Below are 17,183 nucleotides of genomic sequence, written 5' to 3'. Positions count from 1 at the left end.
ACATCGAGGGCACCAAGCCGCCCGCCGAGTATGCGGGCTTGCCTGTCACCGGCAGCTACGGCGGCGCATTCGTCGTTGCTTCGTACTTCATCCCGAAGGGCTATGTCGCGGTAGTGGCTTCGAGCGGACCCAATAGCTCCGACAATCCGGTCGCGGTGCGCCAGCATGAGAACCCCGCGTACCACGGCCTGCGCCTCATCCCTGGCGGTCGTGGACAATATCCCCTGGTCGATGCCTTTTTTGCACGGACCATGGCGTCGGCGTCCGACACCGGGGCGCGGCAGTCGTCTGCCAGATCGTCACAAGCACCACCTACACCGCGCCGACATTCGACTACGTCCGATGAACATGGACCCCGAGTTCCCGGAGTACGAGCGCAACCGCAGCTTCGCCGAGCCGCCCCGGCGAGCAACACCGCCGCTGCTGTCCCACCCCAACGAGCAAGACCCGATCGCGCTCAACCGGGACCAGACCGACGACGGCCCGACTGAATTCAGCTTCGGGCCGAGGCTGGTCCCGCGCGGGCGGGAGCGCGCACTCCCCGAAGACGGCGGCAAGTACCGGGGCACCACACCCCGCCGTGGCCGGCCAAGCGCCCGCGACTACGACGCACCCGGCCACCCCGGCTACCGCGTCCGGTAGCCCGATGCCGCGCTGTCGACCGGCCCGACCCCCGCGCCGACCCGGGCAACCGTGCAGCGGCTGTGCAGGGCTGCGGTACGGCCGTGCCTAGACCTCAGCCGGGGCGGGCTCACGCCGCGAGCCACGACTCCGTCCCTTCAGACGCCCGCCCCGGCCTGAGTCCGTGGTTACATGCCTGTTCGGTACTCGTACGCAATAGGGCTCAACAAGCTCGTGTCGATCTCCCAGGGCATGGTCAGAGCCAACTCCCCACCGGCGGCCACAGGCTCGTCCCCGTCCCGCATCAAGATGATCTTGCGGACTATTGCGAGGGCATTTCTCGGATACTCCGCGAGATGAAGTTTGACCTCATTGCGCGTGAGCACGACTGCTGCGCCGGAGGTCGTCGTTCCTTTCACCTCCACTTTCACCACGTCTTCCCCACGTGTTGCCTTCACGTCATAGGACTCGGTTGCGCCTACGTCCTCCGTGAGAAAACCGAGTTCGGTTTCTAGGTGCTCGCGAACAACGGCCACTGCCCGCTGTTCAATCGCTTTGTTCTCAGCGGCGCTTAGAGATCTACCGAACTTCCTACGCGGATTCGATAACTCTTCTTGTGCGGCGACAGCATCCGATACCTCGGGCGTGTCGCCAAGAATCGGCGCCTTGGGTGCATCAGTTTCAAACTGACCTTCTCCCTGCTGGGCCGCGAGCCCTAGCTGTACGAGGAGCCCCTTCATCTCCTCGCTATCGCCGACGATCCGGACAATTACGTCGATTGCTGCAGCGCGGAAAGCTTCGTCCTGAGCAACCGTCCAGAATGCGAGCTGCGACAGCCCGCCGAGTGCCCCGCGGTTGTCATGCTCCCACCATGCCGAGTTGCCGAGCGCAGCCCAGGGTATGGCCGGATCAGGTGCCGTACGCGCGATCGCGAAGGGGGCCAACAACTGGGACAGATCTCGGCGCACGTCACCGAGAGGACTCAGCCGCCGTGCACCTTCGTAGGCATGAGCGATCGCCCACAGGAGAACCACGTACTGATATGGCGCCGGTTTCCCGTGAGTTTGATCGACCTTCAGCTTTGTGAGTTCAAAAAGTAGCCTGGTTCGATCGACTAAGAATCCGAGGTCTTCGAGGATCGGAACTGCGCCGCCTGGCCCGACGCCGCCAAAGGGGCGAGCCGTCGTCCAAAAGTCGTTCGTAGCAAATCCATGAGCAACTCCGGCGATCGCCTTGGAATCATAGAACTTGCCCTGATGAACGAGGCGGAACTTCGAAGCCTTACCGAAGTTGTAGCGCCGGAGGAACTCCTCTTGACCAAGGCGGTCGCACTCGGCGATGGCTGCCAAGACGCTGCTCTCACGGATCTCGCTCGCGACCATGCCCGACACGGTATCGGTCCCATCCGACAGGAGGGACCTCCGCCTACTCCGAGTTAGCTACGGGACTCTCCCCTCGCCAGGCCGCCGGTATTTCACCGGTATTTAGTGGGCAATCGTCTATCTATTCGAGGCGAAACCGCCTCTACCTGCACTTTCTCCGTGCCCCCAGTCGGACTCGAACCGACACTGTGCGGATTTTAAGTCCGCTGCCTCTGCCAATTGGGCTATGGGGGCTCGCGGCGAATCTAACGTGATGCGGGCGCGCGTGCCCCACCGGCACTCCGCTGGGGGCTGCGCTCAGGCGTACTCGGGGCAGTAGTTCTGCGCGGCGATCCGGGCGAACTCGGCGGCGCGCTGCAGCGTGAAGCCGGGATTGGTGGTCTGCACCGCGACCACGGTGTCCATGGGGCTCAGGCCGGCGTCCATGAGCTGGCACACCGAGTGGCCGGCCGAGATCGCGACCTCGTCCGAGCCTTTGTGGCTCAATCCGGCACCAGTCAGCTGGGTGAGGAAGGCGGCGTCGGTGCCTAACGGCTCTGCGTACGCCGGCGCCGCCAGGCCGACCACGGCGGCCACTCCCGCCAACAGCAGAACGCTCTTCATGTCTCGTAGTGTGCGCAACCGTCGTTAATGGCGTGTTACGGAGCGTTTACTCCCCCAAATCCACTGGTTAAATCCGCGTTACTCGTGGTTCACCGTATGTCGCAAACAGGGGCCACACCGGGCATCGGCAGGGCAACAACATTGTCTATCAACATATTTCGCGGGTCCCCTGGGACGGCCGCCCCGCACCCGTTGCGCGCCGCGGCGCATGGCGACCAGGGCGCCTTGGCCGCAAGTACGAAACACGGCGTTGACCACGAGTTATGCCTCCAACGTGCGGGTTCACCCCGGCCCCGACGAACCGCTCCCGACGCCGCAATGCGCGGGGCCCGGCGCAGCGCCCAGGACCGCTCCGCAGATGTATGTAACGAGTTCTGACAGCTTTGTTAAGAAGCCGTTAACCAGCTTTCACAATCGCACCGTGTTGCGCGACTGTGAGTGGCGGAAGTCGACCGCTCACCAGGCTTCCGTGAGGAGAGAAAAGCCATGTATCTAGTCACCACCGCGCCACCTGCGCTGACGCCGACCGCGGCAGCGGCGGGTTAGGCGCCGATCATGTGGGATTACGGAGCCCTGCCCCCCGAGATCAACTCCGGCCGCATCTACAGCGGACCGGGATCGACACCGATGATGACCGCCGCCGCAGCCTGGCGCGCACTGGCCGCTGAGCTGGCGGCCGCCGCGCACTCCTACGAGACGGTGATCTCCGAACTGTCCGGCGAACAATGGCTCGGCCCGGCATCGGCCTCGATGGCCGCCGCGGCCGCGCCCTACATCGCCTGGATGAACAGCACCGCAGGCCTGGCCGAGCAGGCCGCGGCCCTGGCCACCTTCGCGGCCGCAGCGTTCGAGACGGCACGCGGGGCCACCGTGCCCCCGGCGGCGGTCACTGCCAACCGGGTGCAGCAGTCGGCGCTGGTCGCCACCAACATCTTGGGCATCAACACCCCGGCCATCGCGGCCCTCGACGCCCAGTACGCGCAGATGTGGGCCCAAGACGCCGCCGCCATGTACGGCTACGCCAGCGGCTCGGCCGCCGCATCACAGGTCACCCCGTTCGACACACCAGCCCAGAACACCAACCCGGCCGGCCAAGTGGGCCAGGACGCGGCGGTCACCCAGGCGGGCGGCTCGAGCACGGCCAACAGCACCGCTCAGGCGGCGCAGATGATCTCCACCATGCCCAACGCGCTGCAGAGCATGGCGGCTCCGGCGGCATCCACCGACTGGCTCGAGCAGATCATCGAGTTCCTCTACAACGACCCGGTGAACGGCTACGCGTTCATGGTCGGCACTCCGCTGTACAACCTGTTCAACACCGCGGGCACCGGCGCGGCCTTCATTCCCTCCGCACTGCTGCCCAGCCTGATCGGCAACGTGACCGGCGGCGGGTTCAGCGCCGCCAGCGGCAGCGCCCTCGGCGGCGGCCTGGGTGCGGTGTTGAGCCCCGGCGGCGCACTGGGCGCATTGGGCGCCCTGGGCGGCGGGATCAGCAGCGCCTTCGGCGTCAGTGCGGTCACCCCGGCGGTCACCGCCACCATGGGCAAGGCCTCGCTGGTGGGGACGTCCTTCTCGGCACCGGGTACCTGGGCGGCAGCCACCCCCGGCGCATCGGCCCTCACCAGCGGCCCCGGCGGGTGGGCCGTCCCCTCCGAGACCCACAACAACATGGCCTCCGTGCCCCCGCCGGTGCCCGCCGGCATGGGCCGGCCCGGCATGAACTACGGGACGCCGCGCTACGGATTCCGGCCCAAATTCATGCCGAAACCGATGGTGGTCTGAGCCATGGGCATCACAGTCAACAAGGAGCAACGATGATCGACTACGCAGTGCTGCCCCCGGAGATCAATTCCGGGCGTCTGTACACCGGTCCGGGCTCGACACCGTTGATGACGGTGGCCTCCGCCTGGCGCGGACTGGCCGCCGAGATCTCGTCGGCCCTGACGTCGTGTGAAACGACGATCACCCAGCTCGTCGACGAGGCCTGGATGGGCCCGGCGTCGGCGTCGATGACCGCCGCCACCAAGCCCTACCTGGCCTGGATGGCCGACACGGCGACCAAGGCCGAGGAGGCGGCCAGCCAGGCCACCGCCGCGGCGGCCGCGTTCGAGGCGGCCCACGCCGCCACCCCACCCCCGGCCCTGATCGCCGCCAATCGCGCCCAGCAGAAGCAGTTGGTGGCCACCAACGTGGTGGGACAGAACTCGGCGGCCATCATGGCCAGCGACGCCCAGTACTTCCAGATGTGGGCCCAGGCCACCGACGTCATGTACAGCTACGCGGCGTCCTCGGCGGTGGCCACGGCGGTGACTCCGTTCAGTGAGCCCACGCAGACCACGAATCCGGACGGCACGGCCAACCAGGCGGCGGCGGTCACCCAGGCCACCGGCAACACTACCGCCAACAACAACGCCCAGGCGGCACAGGCGATCTCGTCACTGCCCAACGCCCTGCAGACGCTGACCTCGCCGGGACCCGCCGACGCGGGCCTGCCTCCGCCTACCCTGGCCGGGTTGCTGGAAGCCATCGGCCGCAACGCCTCGATCAACGGTGTGGTGTCGCTGTTCACCTATCCCCTCAACGGCGCGATGAGCTTCACCGGAACCTCGGTGGCGTTCACCCCGGCGAGCCTGATCCCGACGATGACCACCTTCTTCTCCGGCGGCGGTTTCAACGCCCTCGGCGGTGGTGCGGCCGGTGCGGGCATCGGCGCCCTGTTGGCGCCCGGCGGTCCGCTGAGCAGCCTGGGCGCCTTAGGTGGCGCATCAGCATTCGCCGCGAGCGCGCCGACGGTGACGGCCGGTGTGGGTCAGGCCACCCTGGTGGGTGAACTGTCCGCGCCGGGGACCTGGGCCGCGGCCCTGCCCGCCGCTGATGTCGAGGTGGCCGGCGCACTGCAGGCCAGCAGCTGGGCGGCCGCCCCGGAAGAGGGCGGTTCGATGATGGCCATGCCCGGCGGCATGCCGCTGGGCGCCGACCGGGGAGGCTTCGGGCTGAGCACACCGCGCTACGGCTTCAAGCCGACCGTGATGGCACGGCCGGTGGTCGCCGGGTAAGCAAACACCCCACCGGGCCACGGCCTGAAAGCAAAGCGTCAATAATGCGGATCGGGGCGTAAAGAACTCGTTAACGACATCTCACAGTAGGTTTTGGAACGACAGAGTGGAACGTTGCTGATTCCCGCTCGGGAAGCGGCGTGGACCCGCCAAGGAGATGTCATGTCGTTCGTGACCACCCACCCCGAGGCCCTTGCCGCGGCGGCCGGCAACCTGCAGACCCTGGACGCGGCGTTGAACGCCCAGAACGTCGCGGCCGCCGGATCGACCACCGCGCTGGCCCCCGCGGCGGCCGACGAGGTGTCGCTGCTGCAAGCCACCCAGTTCTCTGCCTACGGCGCGCTGTATCAGCAGATCAGCGCCCAAGCAGCGGTGATGCAGGAGATGTTCGTCAACGTCCTGCGCGCCAGCGCCGGCTCCTACGGGGAGACCGAGACCGCCAATTCGGCGGCGGCCACGATGACGTCGGGGATCGGCACCGCCACCGGTCTGGCCGGCGTGGGATCGGGCCTCGCCGACCCGACGTACGGTCTGGGCGGAGTCGTCAGCAACTCCGCCATTTTGGCCGCGATGAACGCCGCGAACCTCGCCTCGTCGACCTCGGCCTTCACCTCCTTGGGCACCGGCTTCATCACCAACCCGTCCGGCGTCATCCACCACACCCAGGGCGCCAACGTGGGCAACTTGGTCTCCCAGGACGCGCCCGCCGCCGCGGGCGCCCCAACGGCGGCTGCTGCATCCGCCGGGCAGGGCAACGAGGCCGGCAAGACGGCGGCGCGCCCGAACTGGGCCGGTGAAGCCGAACCGGAAGCCGAGGCACGCTCCCTGGCCGCGGCGGAATCGACCGAGGCCGCCCCCCGCGGTGCCACCACGGTGCCGGCCGGGATTCCCGCCGCGGGCTCCTCGGACCGCGGTCCCGGATTCGGCCGTCCGCGCTACGGCGTCAAGCCGGTCGTGATGCCGCGCAAACCGCTCGTCTAGCGACGAACCGGCCGGAACCCACCACAGGAAACGGACTTCCACGATGGACTACGCAGCGCTGCCCCCGGAGATCAACTCCGCGCGGATGTACTCAGGTGCCGGTGCCGCACCGATGACCGCCGCGGCCACGACATGGAACGCGTTGGGCGCCGAACTGGCCACGACGGCGGCCTCCTACGAATCGGTGATCTCGACACTGATCGGTCAGGAGTGGCGGGGACCGGCCGCGACCGCGATGGCCGCGGCCGCCGCGCCCTACATCGCGTGGCTCAACAGCACGGCCGCGGCCGCCGAGCACGCCGCCGCACAGGCGTCGGCGTCGGCGGCCGCCTATGAGGCGGCGTTCGCCATGACTGTGCCCCCAGCGGTGGTGGCCGCCAACCGTGCCGAGTTCCAGACCCTGGTCGCCACGAACTTCCTGGGCTTGAACACCGCGGCGATCGCGGCCGTCGAGGCCGTCTACGCCGAGATGTGGGCCCAGGACGCCCTGGCGATGTACGGCTACGCGGCGGCGTCGTCGCTGGCGGGGACACTGCAACCGCTGAAACCGCTCGCCCCCAGCACCAACCCCGCCGGGATCGCCGGCCAGGGGGCCGCGGTGGCCCAGGCCTCGGCCAGCGGCGCGCAGAACGGCCTGTCGGAGTTGGTCTCTGGGCTTCCCTCGGCCATGCAGACCCTGGCGTCCCCGGCGCTGGCCTCCCAACCGGCCCAGGGCGGCATCGCCGACTTCCTGTCCAACCTCATCAACTCCACCCAGAACATCGGCATCTGGAACGGCGTGCAGACCTACAGCGCCGCGTTGAGCAACGTCGGCACCTGGCACATGTTCGCCGGTATCGCCAGCGCCATCGCCCACGGCCCCGCGGCCGAAGCCGCGGAAGTGGCGCCGATGCTGGTGGACTCGGCGGAGCCGGTGTCCGCAGTCGCGGGTGGCTCCGCCGTGCTGGCGAGCGCCGGGACAGCGGCGCCCGTCGGTGGGCTCACGGTGCCGTCCAGTTGGCCGGCCGCCGTCCCCAACACCGCCAGTTCGATTCCCGACAACGCCGCCACGCTGGTCAGCCACGGCTGGACCGAGGCCGACGACAGTGGCGCCCCGGTCAACACCGTCGGCGCCGGGGTGCCGGCAGCGGCTGCGGCGGCCCGCGGCGGTTCCGGTCTGAGCAACCCGCGCTACGGGGTCAAGCCCACGGTGATGGTGCGGCCTGTGGTCGCTGGCTGATCTCGCCGCCAGCCGGGATGATGGTCGGGTGAGTGTCGTGACTCAGCACGGCCAGCGTGGAGAGCTCCGCATCTACCTCGGAGCCGCACCCGGGGTCGGCAAAACCTGTGCCATGCTCAGCGAGGCCCACCGCTGCGCCGGTCGCGGCACCGACGTGGTGGCCGCCGCCGTCGACACCCACGGCCGCAGCCAGACCGCCGAGCTGCTCGCAGGAATAGAAACCCTCGGCGGCCCCGGCGATCCCCTGGATGTCGCCGCCGTGGTGGCCCGCCGCCCCGAAGTGGCCTTGATCGACGACCTCGCCGCCACCAACCCCTCCGCCAGCGGTAATACCCACCGCTGGCAGGACATCGAAGAATTGCTGGCCGCCGGGATCACCGTGATCTCCACCGTCAACGTGCAGCAGCTGGAGAGCCTCAGCGACGTGGTCGCCAAGATCATCGGAACCACCCAGCACGACACCGTGCCGGACGCGGTCGTACGCCAGGCGGCTCAGATCGAGCTGATCGACATCGATCCAGAAGCCCTGCGCCGCAGGCTGTCCCACGGCCACATCTACCCGCCGGAAACAGTCGATGCCGCGCTGGCCAACTACTTCCGCAGCGAAACGCTCACCGCACTGCGCGAATTGGCGTTGTTGTGGCTGGCCGGACACGTCGACGCGACGCTGACCCGTTACCGCGCCGACAAGAAGATCACCGGAACCTGGGAGGCCCGCGAGCGCATCGTCGCCGCGGTCACCGGCGGTCCGGAATCGGAAGCCCTGGTCCGGCGGGCCTCCCGGATCGCCTCCAAAGCCGGTGGCGACCTGCTGGTACTGCACGTCCTCGGCGACGACGGAACCTCCCGAGCGCCGGCCCCCCGCGTCGGCAAGATCCGCCAACTGTCGATCAGCCTGGGCGCCTCGCTGCACACCGTGATCGGCGACGACGTGCCCACCGCGCTGCTGGACTTCGCCCGCGACGTCAACGCCACCCAGCTGGTGATCGGCAGTTCGCGACGTTCCCGCTGGGCGCGCATCCTCGACGAAGGTGTGGGCGCCGCAGTGGTGCAGCAATCCGGCGACATCGACGTGCACATCGTCACCTCCAGCGACGCCAAACCCACCCGCCGGGCACTGTCGATCTCACCGCGCGAGCGGCGGGCAGTGTCCTGGCTTGCGGCCGTCGCCGTGCCCTGCGCCATGTGCGCGATCATGGTGGGTTGGCTGAACCGCTACTTCGACGCGGGTCAGAGCGCACTGTTCTTCGTCGGGGTGCTGGTGGTGGCCCTACTCGGCGGCATCGCGCCGGCCGTGCTGTCCGCGGTGCTGTCCGGGGTGCTGTTGAACTACTTCGTGCTGGCCCCGCGACGCGACTTCGCCATCGCCGAGCATGACATCGCGGTGACCGAGATCGTGCTGCTGCTGCTGGCGGTGGCAGTGGCCGCGCTGGTCGACGGCGCCGCCAAACGCACCCGGGAAGCCGGCCGCGCCTCCCGCGAGGCCGAGTTGATGACACTGTTCGCCGGGTCGGTGCTGCGCGGCGCGGATCTGGACACCCTGCTCGAGCGGGTGCGCGAGACCTACGCCCAACGGGCGGTCAGCCTGGTCCGTGTGCCGCACAGCACTGCGACGCCGCACGTGGTCGCCTCCGTCGGGGAGGATCCGTGCACCTCGGTGGATCTGGCCGACACCTCGATCGACGTGGGCGACGACGAGTTCTGGATGCTGATGGCAGGCCGGCAGTTGGCCTCCCGCGATCGCCGGGTGCTGTCGGTGGTGGCACGCCAAGCGACCGGGTTGGTCCGCCAGGAGGAACTGGCCGCCGAGGCAGACCGGGCCGACGCGGTGATGCGCACCGACGAGCTGCGCCGTTCCCTGCTCTCGGCGGTCAGCCACGACCTGCGAACCCCACTGGCAGCGGCCAAGGCCGCGGTGTCGAGCCTGCGTGCCGACGACGTCGACTTCTCCCCCGGCGACACCGCCGAACTGCTGGCCACCGTAGAGGAATCGGTCGATCAGCTGACCGCCCTGGTGGGCAACCTGCTCGATTCCTCCCGCCTGGCCGCAGGCGTGGTGCGTCCGGCACTGTCCAAGGTGTACCTCGAGGAGGTGGTGCAGCGGGCGCTGATCGGTATCGGCAAGCGCAGCAACACCTTCGGTAGCGGGGGCGTGGACCGGGTGAAGGTGGAAGTCGGCCCGGCGGTGGCGATGGCCGACGCGGGCCTGCTGGAACGTGTGCTGGCCAACGTGATCGACAACGCGTTGCGCTACGCATCCGACAGCGTGGTGCGGGTGACGGCGGGCCGAGTGGGCGAACGGGTGATGATCAACGTGGCCGACGAGGGCCGCGGCCTGCCCCCGGGCGGCGAGGTGCACGTGTTCGACCCGTTCCAGCGCCTCGGCGACCGCGACAACACCAGCGGTGTCGGACTGGGGCTTTCGGTGGCACGAGGGTTCGCCGAGGCGATGGGTGGCACCATCTCGGCGACACAGACACCGGGCGGGGGGTTGACCATGGTGGTCGATCTGGCCGCACCGGCAGGAGAGAACTGATGAGCACGCGGGTCCTGGTGGTCGACGACGAGCCGCAGATCCTGCGCGCGCTGAAGATCAATCTGTCGGTGCGCGGGTATGAGGTGGTCACCGCGTCCACCGGCGCCGGGGCGTTGCGCGCCGCGGCCGAACAACGCCCCGACGTGGTGATCCTGGACCTGGGCCTGCCCGACATCTCCGGTATCGAGGTGTTGGCCGGACTACGCGGGTGGCTCACCGCGCCGGTGATCGTGTTGTCCGCGCGCACCGACTCCGCAGACAAAGTGGAGGCGCTCGACGCCGGCGCCGATGACTACGTCACCAAACCGTTCGGCATGGATGAGTTCCTGGCGCGGCTGCGGGCCGCTGCGCGCCGCAACGCCGCGACCGCCGAGATCGACCAACCCATCGTGGAGACAGCCTCTTTCACCGTCGATCTGGCCGCCAAGAAGGTCACCAAGGGCGGCCGCGAGGTGCATCTGACGCCCACCGAATGGGGCATGTTGGAGATGCTGGCGCGTAACCGGGGCAAACTGGTGGGCCGTGACGAGCTGCTCACCCAGGTGTGGGGTCCGGCCTATGCCAAGGAGACCCAGTATCTGCGGGTCTACCTGGCCCAATTGCGGCGCAAGCTCGAAGACGATCCGTCCAACCCCAAACACCTTCTGACCGAGGCGGGCATGGGCTACCGCTTCGAAGTGTGATCTCGACGTTTCGAATTCCTCCCGCGCGGTTATGCCTTTCGACCTAACGGAAGGAGTTGCCGTGATGTTCTCCCAGGTCACCAAGAAGACTGCGGCCATAACCGCCGGCCTCGCAACGGCCGGACTGCTCGCAGTGGCACCCGCTGCTGCGGACCCCGAGGTGGTCGGATTCGGCCAGACGCAAGAGATTGCGGGCCATGGCGGGACGATCGACTACACCGTCGAGAACCTGCAGCCCAGCGGGCACAACGACGGCATCTGGTACTCGGATGTGACGGCCAAGGCGGTAAGCGGCTCGCCCACACCGAATATCGCCGACTTCAACGCTCGTGCCGTGAACAGTTCCACGTTCGCGGTGATGAAGGGCAACGAGGTCGACGGGCTGCCCAACGGACCGATCGCCGCGGGAAGCGAAGCCAGCGGACGGCTGTACTTCGATGTCCGCGGTGGCACCGCGCCGGACAGTGTCGTCTACCGCGACGCCGGCGGAACCGACCAAATCGTCTGGAAACACTGACCGCCGGGTAGTCACGTCGGTGGTGGCGCGGCCAGGTCCACCACCATGGTGAGTCCGCCGCCGGGAGTCTCGGTGGCCCGGATAGTGCCGCCCATCGCCTCGACGAAACCGCGCGCCACCGACAGACCCAAGCCCATGCCCGTGGTGTTGTCCTGATCGCCGACCCGCTGGAAGGGCTCGAACAGGCGCTCGCCTCCTGGCGGCAGGCCGCGGCCCTGATCGGCGACGTCGATCAGGACCCGGTCGGCGGCCCGGCACGCGCTGACCCGAACGGGGCTGTCCGGCGCGTAGCGCAATGCGTTGTCCAGCAGGTTGGCCAACACCCGGTCCAACAGCCCGGCATCGGCCAGGACCACCGCGTCACCCACCTCGACGTTGACCCGGTCGATGCCCGAGCGGCGAAAACCGGTCTCCCCGCGGCCGATACTGACCAGGGCCCGCTCCACCGCCTCTTCCAGGTACACCCGGCGCAGCTCGGGCTGCACCGCACCGGCTGCCAACCGGGACGAGTCGAGCAGGTTGCCCACCAGGGCGGTCAGTTGATCGACCGACTCCTCGACGGTGGCCAGCAGCTCGGCGGTGTCCTGCGGCGAGAAGCCCACATCTTCGGCACGCAGGCTCGACACCGCCGCCTTCGCGGCCGCCAGCGGAGTGCGCAGGTCATGGCTGACCGCGGACAACAGTGAGCGGCGCAGCTCGTCGGCGCGCATGACGGCCTCGGCCCGGTTCGCCTCGGTGGTCAGCTCGCCCTGGCGGACCAGTCCAGCCGCCTGCTTGGCCACGGCGGACAGCACCCGACGGTCACGCCCGGCCAACTGCCGGCCGGCGGCCAGCATCCAGAACTCATCGTCACCGACATCGATGGCGGTGTCCGCCGATTCGACGGTGGTGCAGGGGTCCAGGCCGGCCGAAGCGACCAGCGTCGGGCCCGCCCCGTCCGGACGTTCGCGCAGGATGCTCACCGACCGCAGCGCATAGGTCTCCCGGACCCGCTCCAGCAGCGTCGCAAGGTCGGCTCCCCGCAGCACCGAGCCGGCGAACAACGCCAGCAATTCGGCCTCCTGCGATGCGCGGCCGGCCTCCCGAGACCGTTCGGCGGCGCGATCCACCAACACCGCGACCGCCACCGCCACCAGCAGCAGCACGATCTCCGTGATCGCCGAATCGGTCTCGGCGATGGTGAAACTGTGTCGTGGGTCGGTCAGGAAGTAGTTGAGCAGCAGCCCGGACACCACTGCCGACAACACGGCAGGGGCGACACCGCCAAGAAGGGCCACGACCAGCACGCTGACGAAGAACAGCGCACTCTCACCGCCTGTGTGCAGAAACGGATCCATCCACAGCGCCGTGACCAAGCAGACCACCGAGGGCACCAGCAGCGCCGCAAGCCAGCGCAGCACCAGGCGTTGCCGAGGTGCGATCGCCGAGCGCCGAAAACCCTGCCGGGACTCCTCGTGCGTCACGATGTGCACATCGATCGTGCCCGACAGCCGCACCACCCTGGCTCCGATGCCCTCGTCGACCAGGCGCGCCCAGCGCGACCGCCGCGACGTCCCGATCACCAGCTGGGTGGCGTTGACCTCCCGCGCGAAATCCAGCAGCGCCGAAGGAACATCGTCGCCGACGACGACGTGCAGCGAACCGCCGAGACTGGTCGCCAGCTCGCGGATCTTTCCGATCCGCGCGGTGGGCAGCTGCGCGAGCCCGTCGCCGCGCAACACGTGCAGCGTCAGCAACTCGGCGCTGGATTTCGACGCGATCCGCGAAGCACGCCGGACCAGGGTCTCCGATTCGGGTCCGCCGGTGACGGCCACCACCACGCGCTCGCGGGCCTCCCAGGTGGCGGTGATCTTCTTGTCCGCCCGGTATTTGGCCAGTGCCGCGTCCACCTGATCGGCCACCCACAGCAGCGCCAGTTCCCGCAGCGCGGTGAGGTTTCCACTGCGGAAATAGTTCGACAGGGCCGCGTCGACCTTCTCGGGCGCATAGACGTTGCCGTGCGCCAGCCGGCGGCGAAGCGCCTCGGGATCGATGTCGACCAACTCGATCTGCGAGGCCTGCCGGACGAACGAATCCGGCACCGTCTCCTGCTGTTCGACCCCGGTGATCTGCGCGACGACGTCGTTGAGGCTGTCCAGGTGCTGGACGTTGAGCGTGGAGATCACCGTGATACCCGCCGCCAGCAACTGCTCCACGTCCTGCCAGCGCTTGGGATTCGCGCTGCCAGGTGTGTTGGTATGGGCCAGCTCGTCGACCAGCACCACCTGGGGCCGCCGGGCCAGCACGGCGGCGACGTCGAGTTCGGGAAAGCTCTTGCCGCGGTAGTCGATCCAGCGCGGCGGAAGGATCTCGATGCCGGCAAGCAGTTCCGCCGTCTTCTTCCTGCCGTGCGTCTCGACCACGGCCGCCACCACGTCGGTGCCCCGCTCCATGCGGCGATGAGCCTCGCCGAGCATGGCGTAGGTCTTTCCCACGCCCGGGGCCGCGCCCAGATAGATGCGCAGTTCTCCACGTCGGCTCGGCGCGTCACCGGAGTTCACCGAAAGATCATCCCCCGCTGCAGCACCCGGCAACAGGGTGTCGGTCATCCAGTTCCAGGTTGACCGCCACGACATTGACCCGGGGTTCACCGAGGAACCCGAACAGCCGGCCGCTCTGGTGGTTCCGGATCACCGCTCGGACCTGATCGACACTGAGTCCGCGGGCTCGGGCGATCCGGTCGGCCTGCAGATCGGCATAGGCCGGCGAGATGTCGGGGTCCAGCCCGCTGCCGCTGGCGGTGACGGCGTCGGCCGGAACCCGCGGGTGCGCCGCGGCGCTCCCGCGGATCGGCACGATCTGACCGGCCGCGTAGCTCTCGCCGGGCCGGGCGCATTCCACCGGCACCCCGCGGTAGCTGGTGATGAACGTCGCGCCGAGCCCGCACGGTTCGTTGACGCTGACCACCCGGACCGGATGGGCGATGACGCCGCCTCGGTCTCGCGAGCCGTACACGGCCAACACCGCTCCCCTGCCCTCGGCGGTGCAGAACGGTCGGGCTCCGGCCCCGGGACCCAATCCCTCCGCGACGGCCACCGCCACGCTGCGGGTGCAGATCTGGGTGAGCAGGCTCGGCGCAGTGGGCTGATCGACAACATTCTCGGGCCCCAGATTGCTTGCCCCGCTGGCCAAGGCGTCGTAGCCGCGACCGGCAACCGACGGCCTGCTCTGCAGGTACTGGGGCAGCGGCAGACCCTCGGTGTCGGTGAACGCCTGCCCGATCAGGGCGCTGGCGACCGGCCGGCCGGCGGCGTCGGCGACCAGCGAACCCTCCGCACGAGCGTGCAGTCCCGGCAGCTGCGCCACCAGCCAGATCACCAGGGGGTAACCGATCCCGAGGACGGCGGTCAAGACCAGCAGCGCACGCAGTGCGGCCCCGTACCGCCGGATCACACCCGAGGCGCGCATGTCAGCCCATCCCCGGCAGCAGTTGGACCAGCAGGTCGATCAGCTTGATTCCGACGAAGGGGGCCACGATCCCGCCGAGGCCGAACACCGCGAGGTTGCGGCTCAGCAGGGTGGACGCGCTGCCGGGCACATACCGAACCCCGCGCAGCGCCAACGGAATCAGCGCCGCGATCACCAGCGCGTTGAAGACCACCGCCGACAGGATCGCCGACTGCGGGCTGTGCAGCCGCATCACGTTGAGCAGCCCCAGCCCGGGGAAGATCGCGACGAATAACGCCGGGATGATCGCGAAGTACTTGGCGACGTCGTTGGCGATCGAGAAGGTGGTCAGCGCGCCGCGGGTGATCAGCAACTGCTTGCCGATCTCCACGATCTCGATGAGCTTGGTGGGGTCGGAGTCCAGGTCCACCATGTTGCCCGCCTCCTTGGCGGCGCTGGTGCCGGTGTTCATCGCCACCCCGACATCGGCCTGCGCCAGCGCCGGTGCGTCATTGGTGCCGTCGCCTGTCATCGCGACCAGCCGGCCACCCTCCTGCTCCCGCTTGATCAGCATCAGCTTGTCTTCGGGGGTGGCTTCGGCGAGGAAGTCGTCCACCCCGGCCTCCTCGGCAATGGCCTTGGCGGTCAACGGGTTGTCGCCGGTGATCATCACCGTCCGGATCCCCATCCGGCGCATCGCGTCGAACCGGTCACGCATGCCCTGCTTCACCATGTCACGCAGGTGAATCACCCCGAGCACCACGGCGGGCCCGCCCACCAGCACCTCGCCGACCACCAGCGGGGTGCCGCCGGCGGCGCTGATGCCGTCGACGATCTCACCGAGCTCGGTGGGGATCTCACCACCATGGCCCCGCACCCATTCGCTGACCGAACTGGCCGCGCCCTTGCGCAATTGGCGCCCGCTGATGTCGACCCCGGACATCCGCGTCACCGCGGTGAACGGCACCCAGGTCGCCGCCGTCAGCTCACCCGGCGTGCGGGTGCGCAGTCCGTAGGTCTCCTTGGCGTAGACCACGATCGAACGCCCCTCGGGCGTCTCGTCGGCAAGACTGGACAGTTGGGCGGCGTCGGCCAGTTCGGCCTCGGTGACCCCGGTGAGCGGCAGGAATGCCGAGGCCTGCCGGTTGCCCAGCGTGATGGTCCCGGTCTTGTCCAACAGCAGGGTGTTGACGTCGCCTGCGGCCTCGACCGCCCGGCCGGACATGGCCAGCACGTTGCGCTGCACCAGCCGGTCCATCCCCGCGATCCCGATCGCAGACAGCAGCGCCCCGATGGTGGTGGGGATCAGGCAGACCAGCAGCGACACCAAGACGATTCCCGTGACCCCGTCGGCATCGAGCGCCACCGTGTCCGAGACACCCGGATTGGTGGCCATCGAATAGATCGCCAACGGCTGCAGGGTGGCCACGGCGATGACGAAGATGATGCTCAGCGCGGCCAGCAGGATGTTCAGCGCGATCTCGTTCGGGGTCTTCTGACGATTGGCCCCCTCCACCAGCGCGATCATCCGGTCGACGAAGCTCTGCCCGGGTTGCTGGGTGATCTGGACCACGATCCGGTCCGACAGCACCAGGGTTCCGCCGGTGACCGCCGAGCGGTCACCGCCGGACTCCCTGATCACCGGCGCTGACTCGCCGGTGATCGCCGATTCATCCACCGACGCGATGCCCTCCACCACGTCGCCGTCGCCGGGAATGACCTGGCCTGCCTCGACCACGACGACATCGCCGCGTTGCAGCAGCGGCGCCGGAACCGCCTCCTCGACGCCTGGGGTTTGTGGTGTCCAGCCCTTCAGGCGGCGGGCGATGGTGTCGGACTTGGACTTTCGCAGCGCATCGGCCTGCGCCTTGCCGCGCCCCTCGGCGACCGCCTCGGCGAGGTTGGCCAGAATGACGGTCAGCCACAACCAGCACACGATCAGCCAGCCGAACCAGCTCGGCCGGCCGAGCGCCAGCACCGTCGACCAGGCGGCGCCGATCTCGACGATCAGCATCACCGGGTTGTGCCACAAGGTGCGCGGATCGAGCTTGCGCAGTGCTGTCGGCACCGATCGGCGCAGCAGGTCGCCGTCGAGCAGCCCACCCGCCACGGCCGGGCGAGCGCTGGGCGCCGGCGCGCCAACGATGGTCGAGTGCATC

Annotated in this window: 13 protein-coding genes and 1 tRNA gene; 8 read left to right on the top strand and 6 right to left on the bottom strand. The window is 68.8% G+C overall.

Features of this window, described 5'->3' with window-relative positions; all coding sequences use genetic code 11:
* Window positions 1–342 precede the first annotated feature (342 nt).
* Window positions 343–642 carry a hypothetical protein gene (locus tag BST15_RS11485; RefSeq protein WP_046189001.1) on the top strand — a complete coding sequence of 100 codons (300 nt, stop codon included), beginning with the start codon at window positions 343–345 and terminating at the stop codon, window positions 640–642.
* Between the two features lie 167 nt (window positions 643–809).
* Here the strand turns inward: BST15_RS11485 and BST15_RS21330 are convergent, their stop codons facing one another.
* The 3 genes from BST15_RS21330 to BST15_RS11470 form a co-directional block, all read right to left on the bottom strand.
* Window positions 810–2,003 carry a ScoMcrA-related endonuclease gene (locus BST15_RS21330; protein WP_052751323.1) on the bottom strand — a complete coding sequence of 398 codons (1,194 nt, stop codon included), beginning with the start codon at window positions 2,001–2,003 and terminating at the stop codon, window positions 810–812.
* A gap of 160 nt (window positions 2,004–2,163) precedes the next feature.
* Window positions 2,164–2,237: transfer RNA gene (locus BST15_RS11475), tRNA-Leu, on the bottom strand.
* A gap of 63 nt (window positions 2,238–2,300) precedes the next feature.
* Window positions 2,301–2,606 (bottom strand): DUF732 domain-containing protein, encoded by a 306-nt coding sequence (locus tag BST15_RS11470; RefSeq protein ID WP_046189002.1) that lies wholly within the window; start codon window positions 2,604–2,606, stop codon window positions 2,301–2,303.
* A gap of 555 nt (window positions 2,607–3,161) precedes the next feature.
* On the opposite strand from BST15_RS11470, the gene BST15_RS11465 reads away from it, so the two are divergent.
* From BST15_RS11465 to BST15_RS11435, 7 genes are all read left to right on the top strand, one after another.
* Window positions 3,162–4,388, top strand: a complete 1,227-nt coding sequence (locus BST15_RS11465) for a PPE family protein (protein ID WP_046189003.1) — start codon at window positions 3,162–3,164, stop codon at window positions 4,386–4,388.
* A gap of 32 nt (window positions 4,389–4,420) precedes the next feature.
* Complete coding sequence (locus BST15_RS11460; RefSeq protein WP_046189004.1) at window positions 4,421–5,662, top strand: PPE family protein; 1,242 nt, start codon at window positions 4,421–4,423, stop codon at window positions 5,660–5,662.
* A 162-nt stretch (window positions 5,663–5,824) separates the two neighbouring features.
* On the top strand, window positions 5,825–6,643 hold the full coding sequence (locus BST15_RS23060) for a PE family protein (RefSeq protein ID WP_046686328.1): 819 nt from the start codon (window positions 5,825–5,827) through the stop codon (window positions 6,641–6,643).
* Between the two features lie 43 nt (window positions 6,644–6,686).
* On the top strand, window positions 6,687–7,862 hold the full coding sequence (locus BST15_RS11450) for a PPE family protein (RefSeq protein ID WP_046190607.1): 1,176 nt from the start codon (window positions 6,687–6,689) through the stop codon (window positions 7,860–7,862).
* A 28-nt stretch (window positions 7,863–7,890) separates the two neighbouring features.
* Window positions 7,891–10,398 (top strand): sensor histidine kinase, encoded by a 2,508-nt coding sequence (locus BST15_RS11445; RefSeq protein WP_046190608.1) that lies wholly within the window; start codon window positions 7,891–7,893, stop codon window positions 10,396–10,398.
* Entirely contained in the window at window positions 10,398–11,081 is a 684-nt protein-coding gene (locus BST15_RS11440) for a response regulator (RefSeq protein ID WP_046190609.1), read from the top strand. Before BST15_RS11445 ends, BST15_RS11440 begins: the two co-directional genes overlap by 1 nt.
* 64 nt (window positions 11,082–11,145) lie before the next feature.
* Window positions 11,146–11,598, top strand: a complete 453-nt coding sequence (locus tag BST15_RS11435) for a DUF1942 domain-containing protein (RefSeq protein ID WP_276037798.1) — start codon at window positions 11,146–11,148, stop codon at window positions 11,596–11,598.
* 11 nt (window positions 11,599–11,609) lie between these two features.
* On the opposite strand, the gene BST15_RS11430 is transcribed toward BST15_RS11435, so the two are convergent.
* The 3 genes from BST15_RS11430 to kdpB are packed head-to-tail and all read right to left on the bottom strand — an operon-like array spanning window position 11,610 to window position 17,182.
* Window positions 11,610–14,186, bottom strand: a complete 2,577-nt coding sequence (locus BST15_RS11430; protein ID WP_083070955.1) for a sensor histidine kinase — start codon at window positions 14,184–14,186, stop codon at window positions 11,610–11,612.
* A complete protein-coding gene (locus tag BST15_RS11425) occupies window positions 14,146–15,045 on the bottom strand; it encodes a potassium-transporting ATPase subunit C (protein ID WP_046190611.1) in 900 nt (299 codons plus the stop codon). Before BST15_RS11425 ends, BST15_RS11430 begins: the two co-directional genes overlap by 41 nt.
* Window position 15,046: 1 nt before the next feature.
* A complete protein-coding gene (gene kdpB / locus BST15_RS11420) occupies window positions 15,047–17,182 on the bottom strand; it encodes a potassium-transporting ATPase subunit KdpB (protein ID WP_046190612.1) in 2,136 nt (711 codons plus the stop codon).
* Between the last annotated feature and the right edge of the window lies 1 nt (window position 17,183).

It is taken from the genome of Mycolicibacter arupensis, assembly GCF_002086515.1.
Lineage (GTDB): Bacteria > Actinomycetota > Actinomycetes > Mycobacteriales > Mycobacteriaceae > Mycobacterium > Mycobacterium arupense.
The sequence above is the reverse complement of the archived record's forward strand: the minus strand, read 5'-3'. Positions and strand labels throughout refer to the sequence as shown.

Bases quoted from the DNA above. Each gene is read 5' to 3' on its own strand.
- BST15_RS11485 (WP_046189001.1), top strand. From the start codon at position 343: ATGAACATGGACCCCGAGTTCCCGGAGTACGAGCGCAACCGCAGCTTC.
- BST15_RS21330 (WP_052751323.1), bottom strand. From the start codon at position 2,003: ATGGTCGCGAGCGAGATCCGTGAGAGCAGCGTCTTGGCAGCCATCGCC.
- BST15_RS11470 (WP_046189002.1), bottom strand. From the start codon at position 2,606: ATGAAGAGCGTTCTGCTGTTGGCGGGAGTGGCCGCCGTGGTCGGCCTG.
- BST15_RS11465 (WP_046189003.1), top strand. From the start codon at position 3,162: ATGTGGGATTACGGAGCCCTGCCCCCCGAGATCAACTCCGGCCGCATC.
- BST15_RS11460 (WP_046189004.1), top strand. From the start codon at position 4,421: ATGATCGACTACGCAGTGCTGCCCCCGGAGATCAATTCCGGGCGTCTG.
- BST15_RS23060 (WP_046686328.1), top strand. From the start codon at position 5,825: ATGTCGTTCGTGACCACCCACCCCGAGGCCCTTGCCGCGGCGGCCGGC.
- BST15_RS11450 (WP_046190607.1), top strand. From the start codon at position 6,687: ATGGACTACGCAGCGCTGCCCCCGGAGATCAACTCCGCGCGGATGTAC.
- BST15_RS11440 (WP_046190609.1), top strand. From the start codon at position 10,398: ATGAGCACGCGGGTCCTGGTGGTCGACGACGAGCCGCAGATCCTGCGC.
- BST15_RS11435 (WP_276037798.1), top strand. From the start codon at position 11,146: ATGTTCTCCCAGGTCACCAAGAAGACTGCGGCCATAACCGCCGGCCTC.
- BST15_RS11430 (WP_083070955.1), bottom strand. From the start codon at position 14,186: ATGACCGACACCCTGTTGCCGGGTGCTGCAGCGGGGGATGATCTTTCG.
- BST15_RS11425 (WP_046190611.1), bottom strand. From the start codon at position 15,045: ATGCGCGCCTCGGGTGTGATCCGGCGGTACGGGGCCGCACTGCGTGCG.
- kdpB (WP_046190612.1), bottom strand. From the start codon at position 17,182: ATGCACTCGACCATCGTTGGCGCGCCGGCGCCCAGCGCTCGCCCGGCC.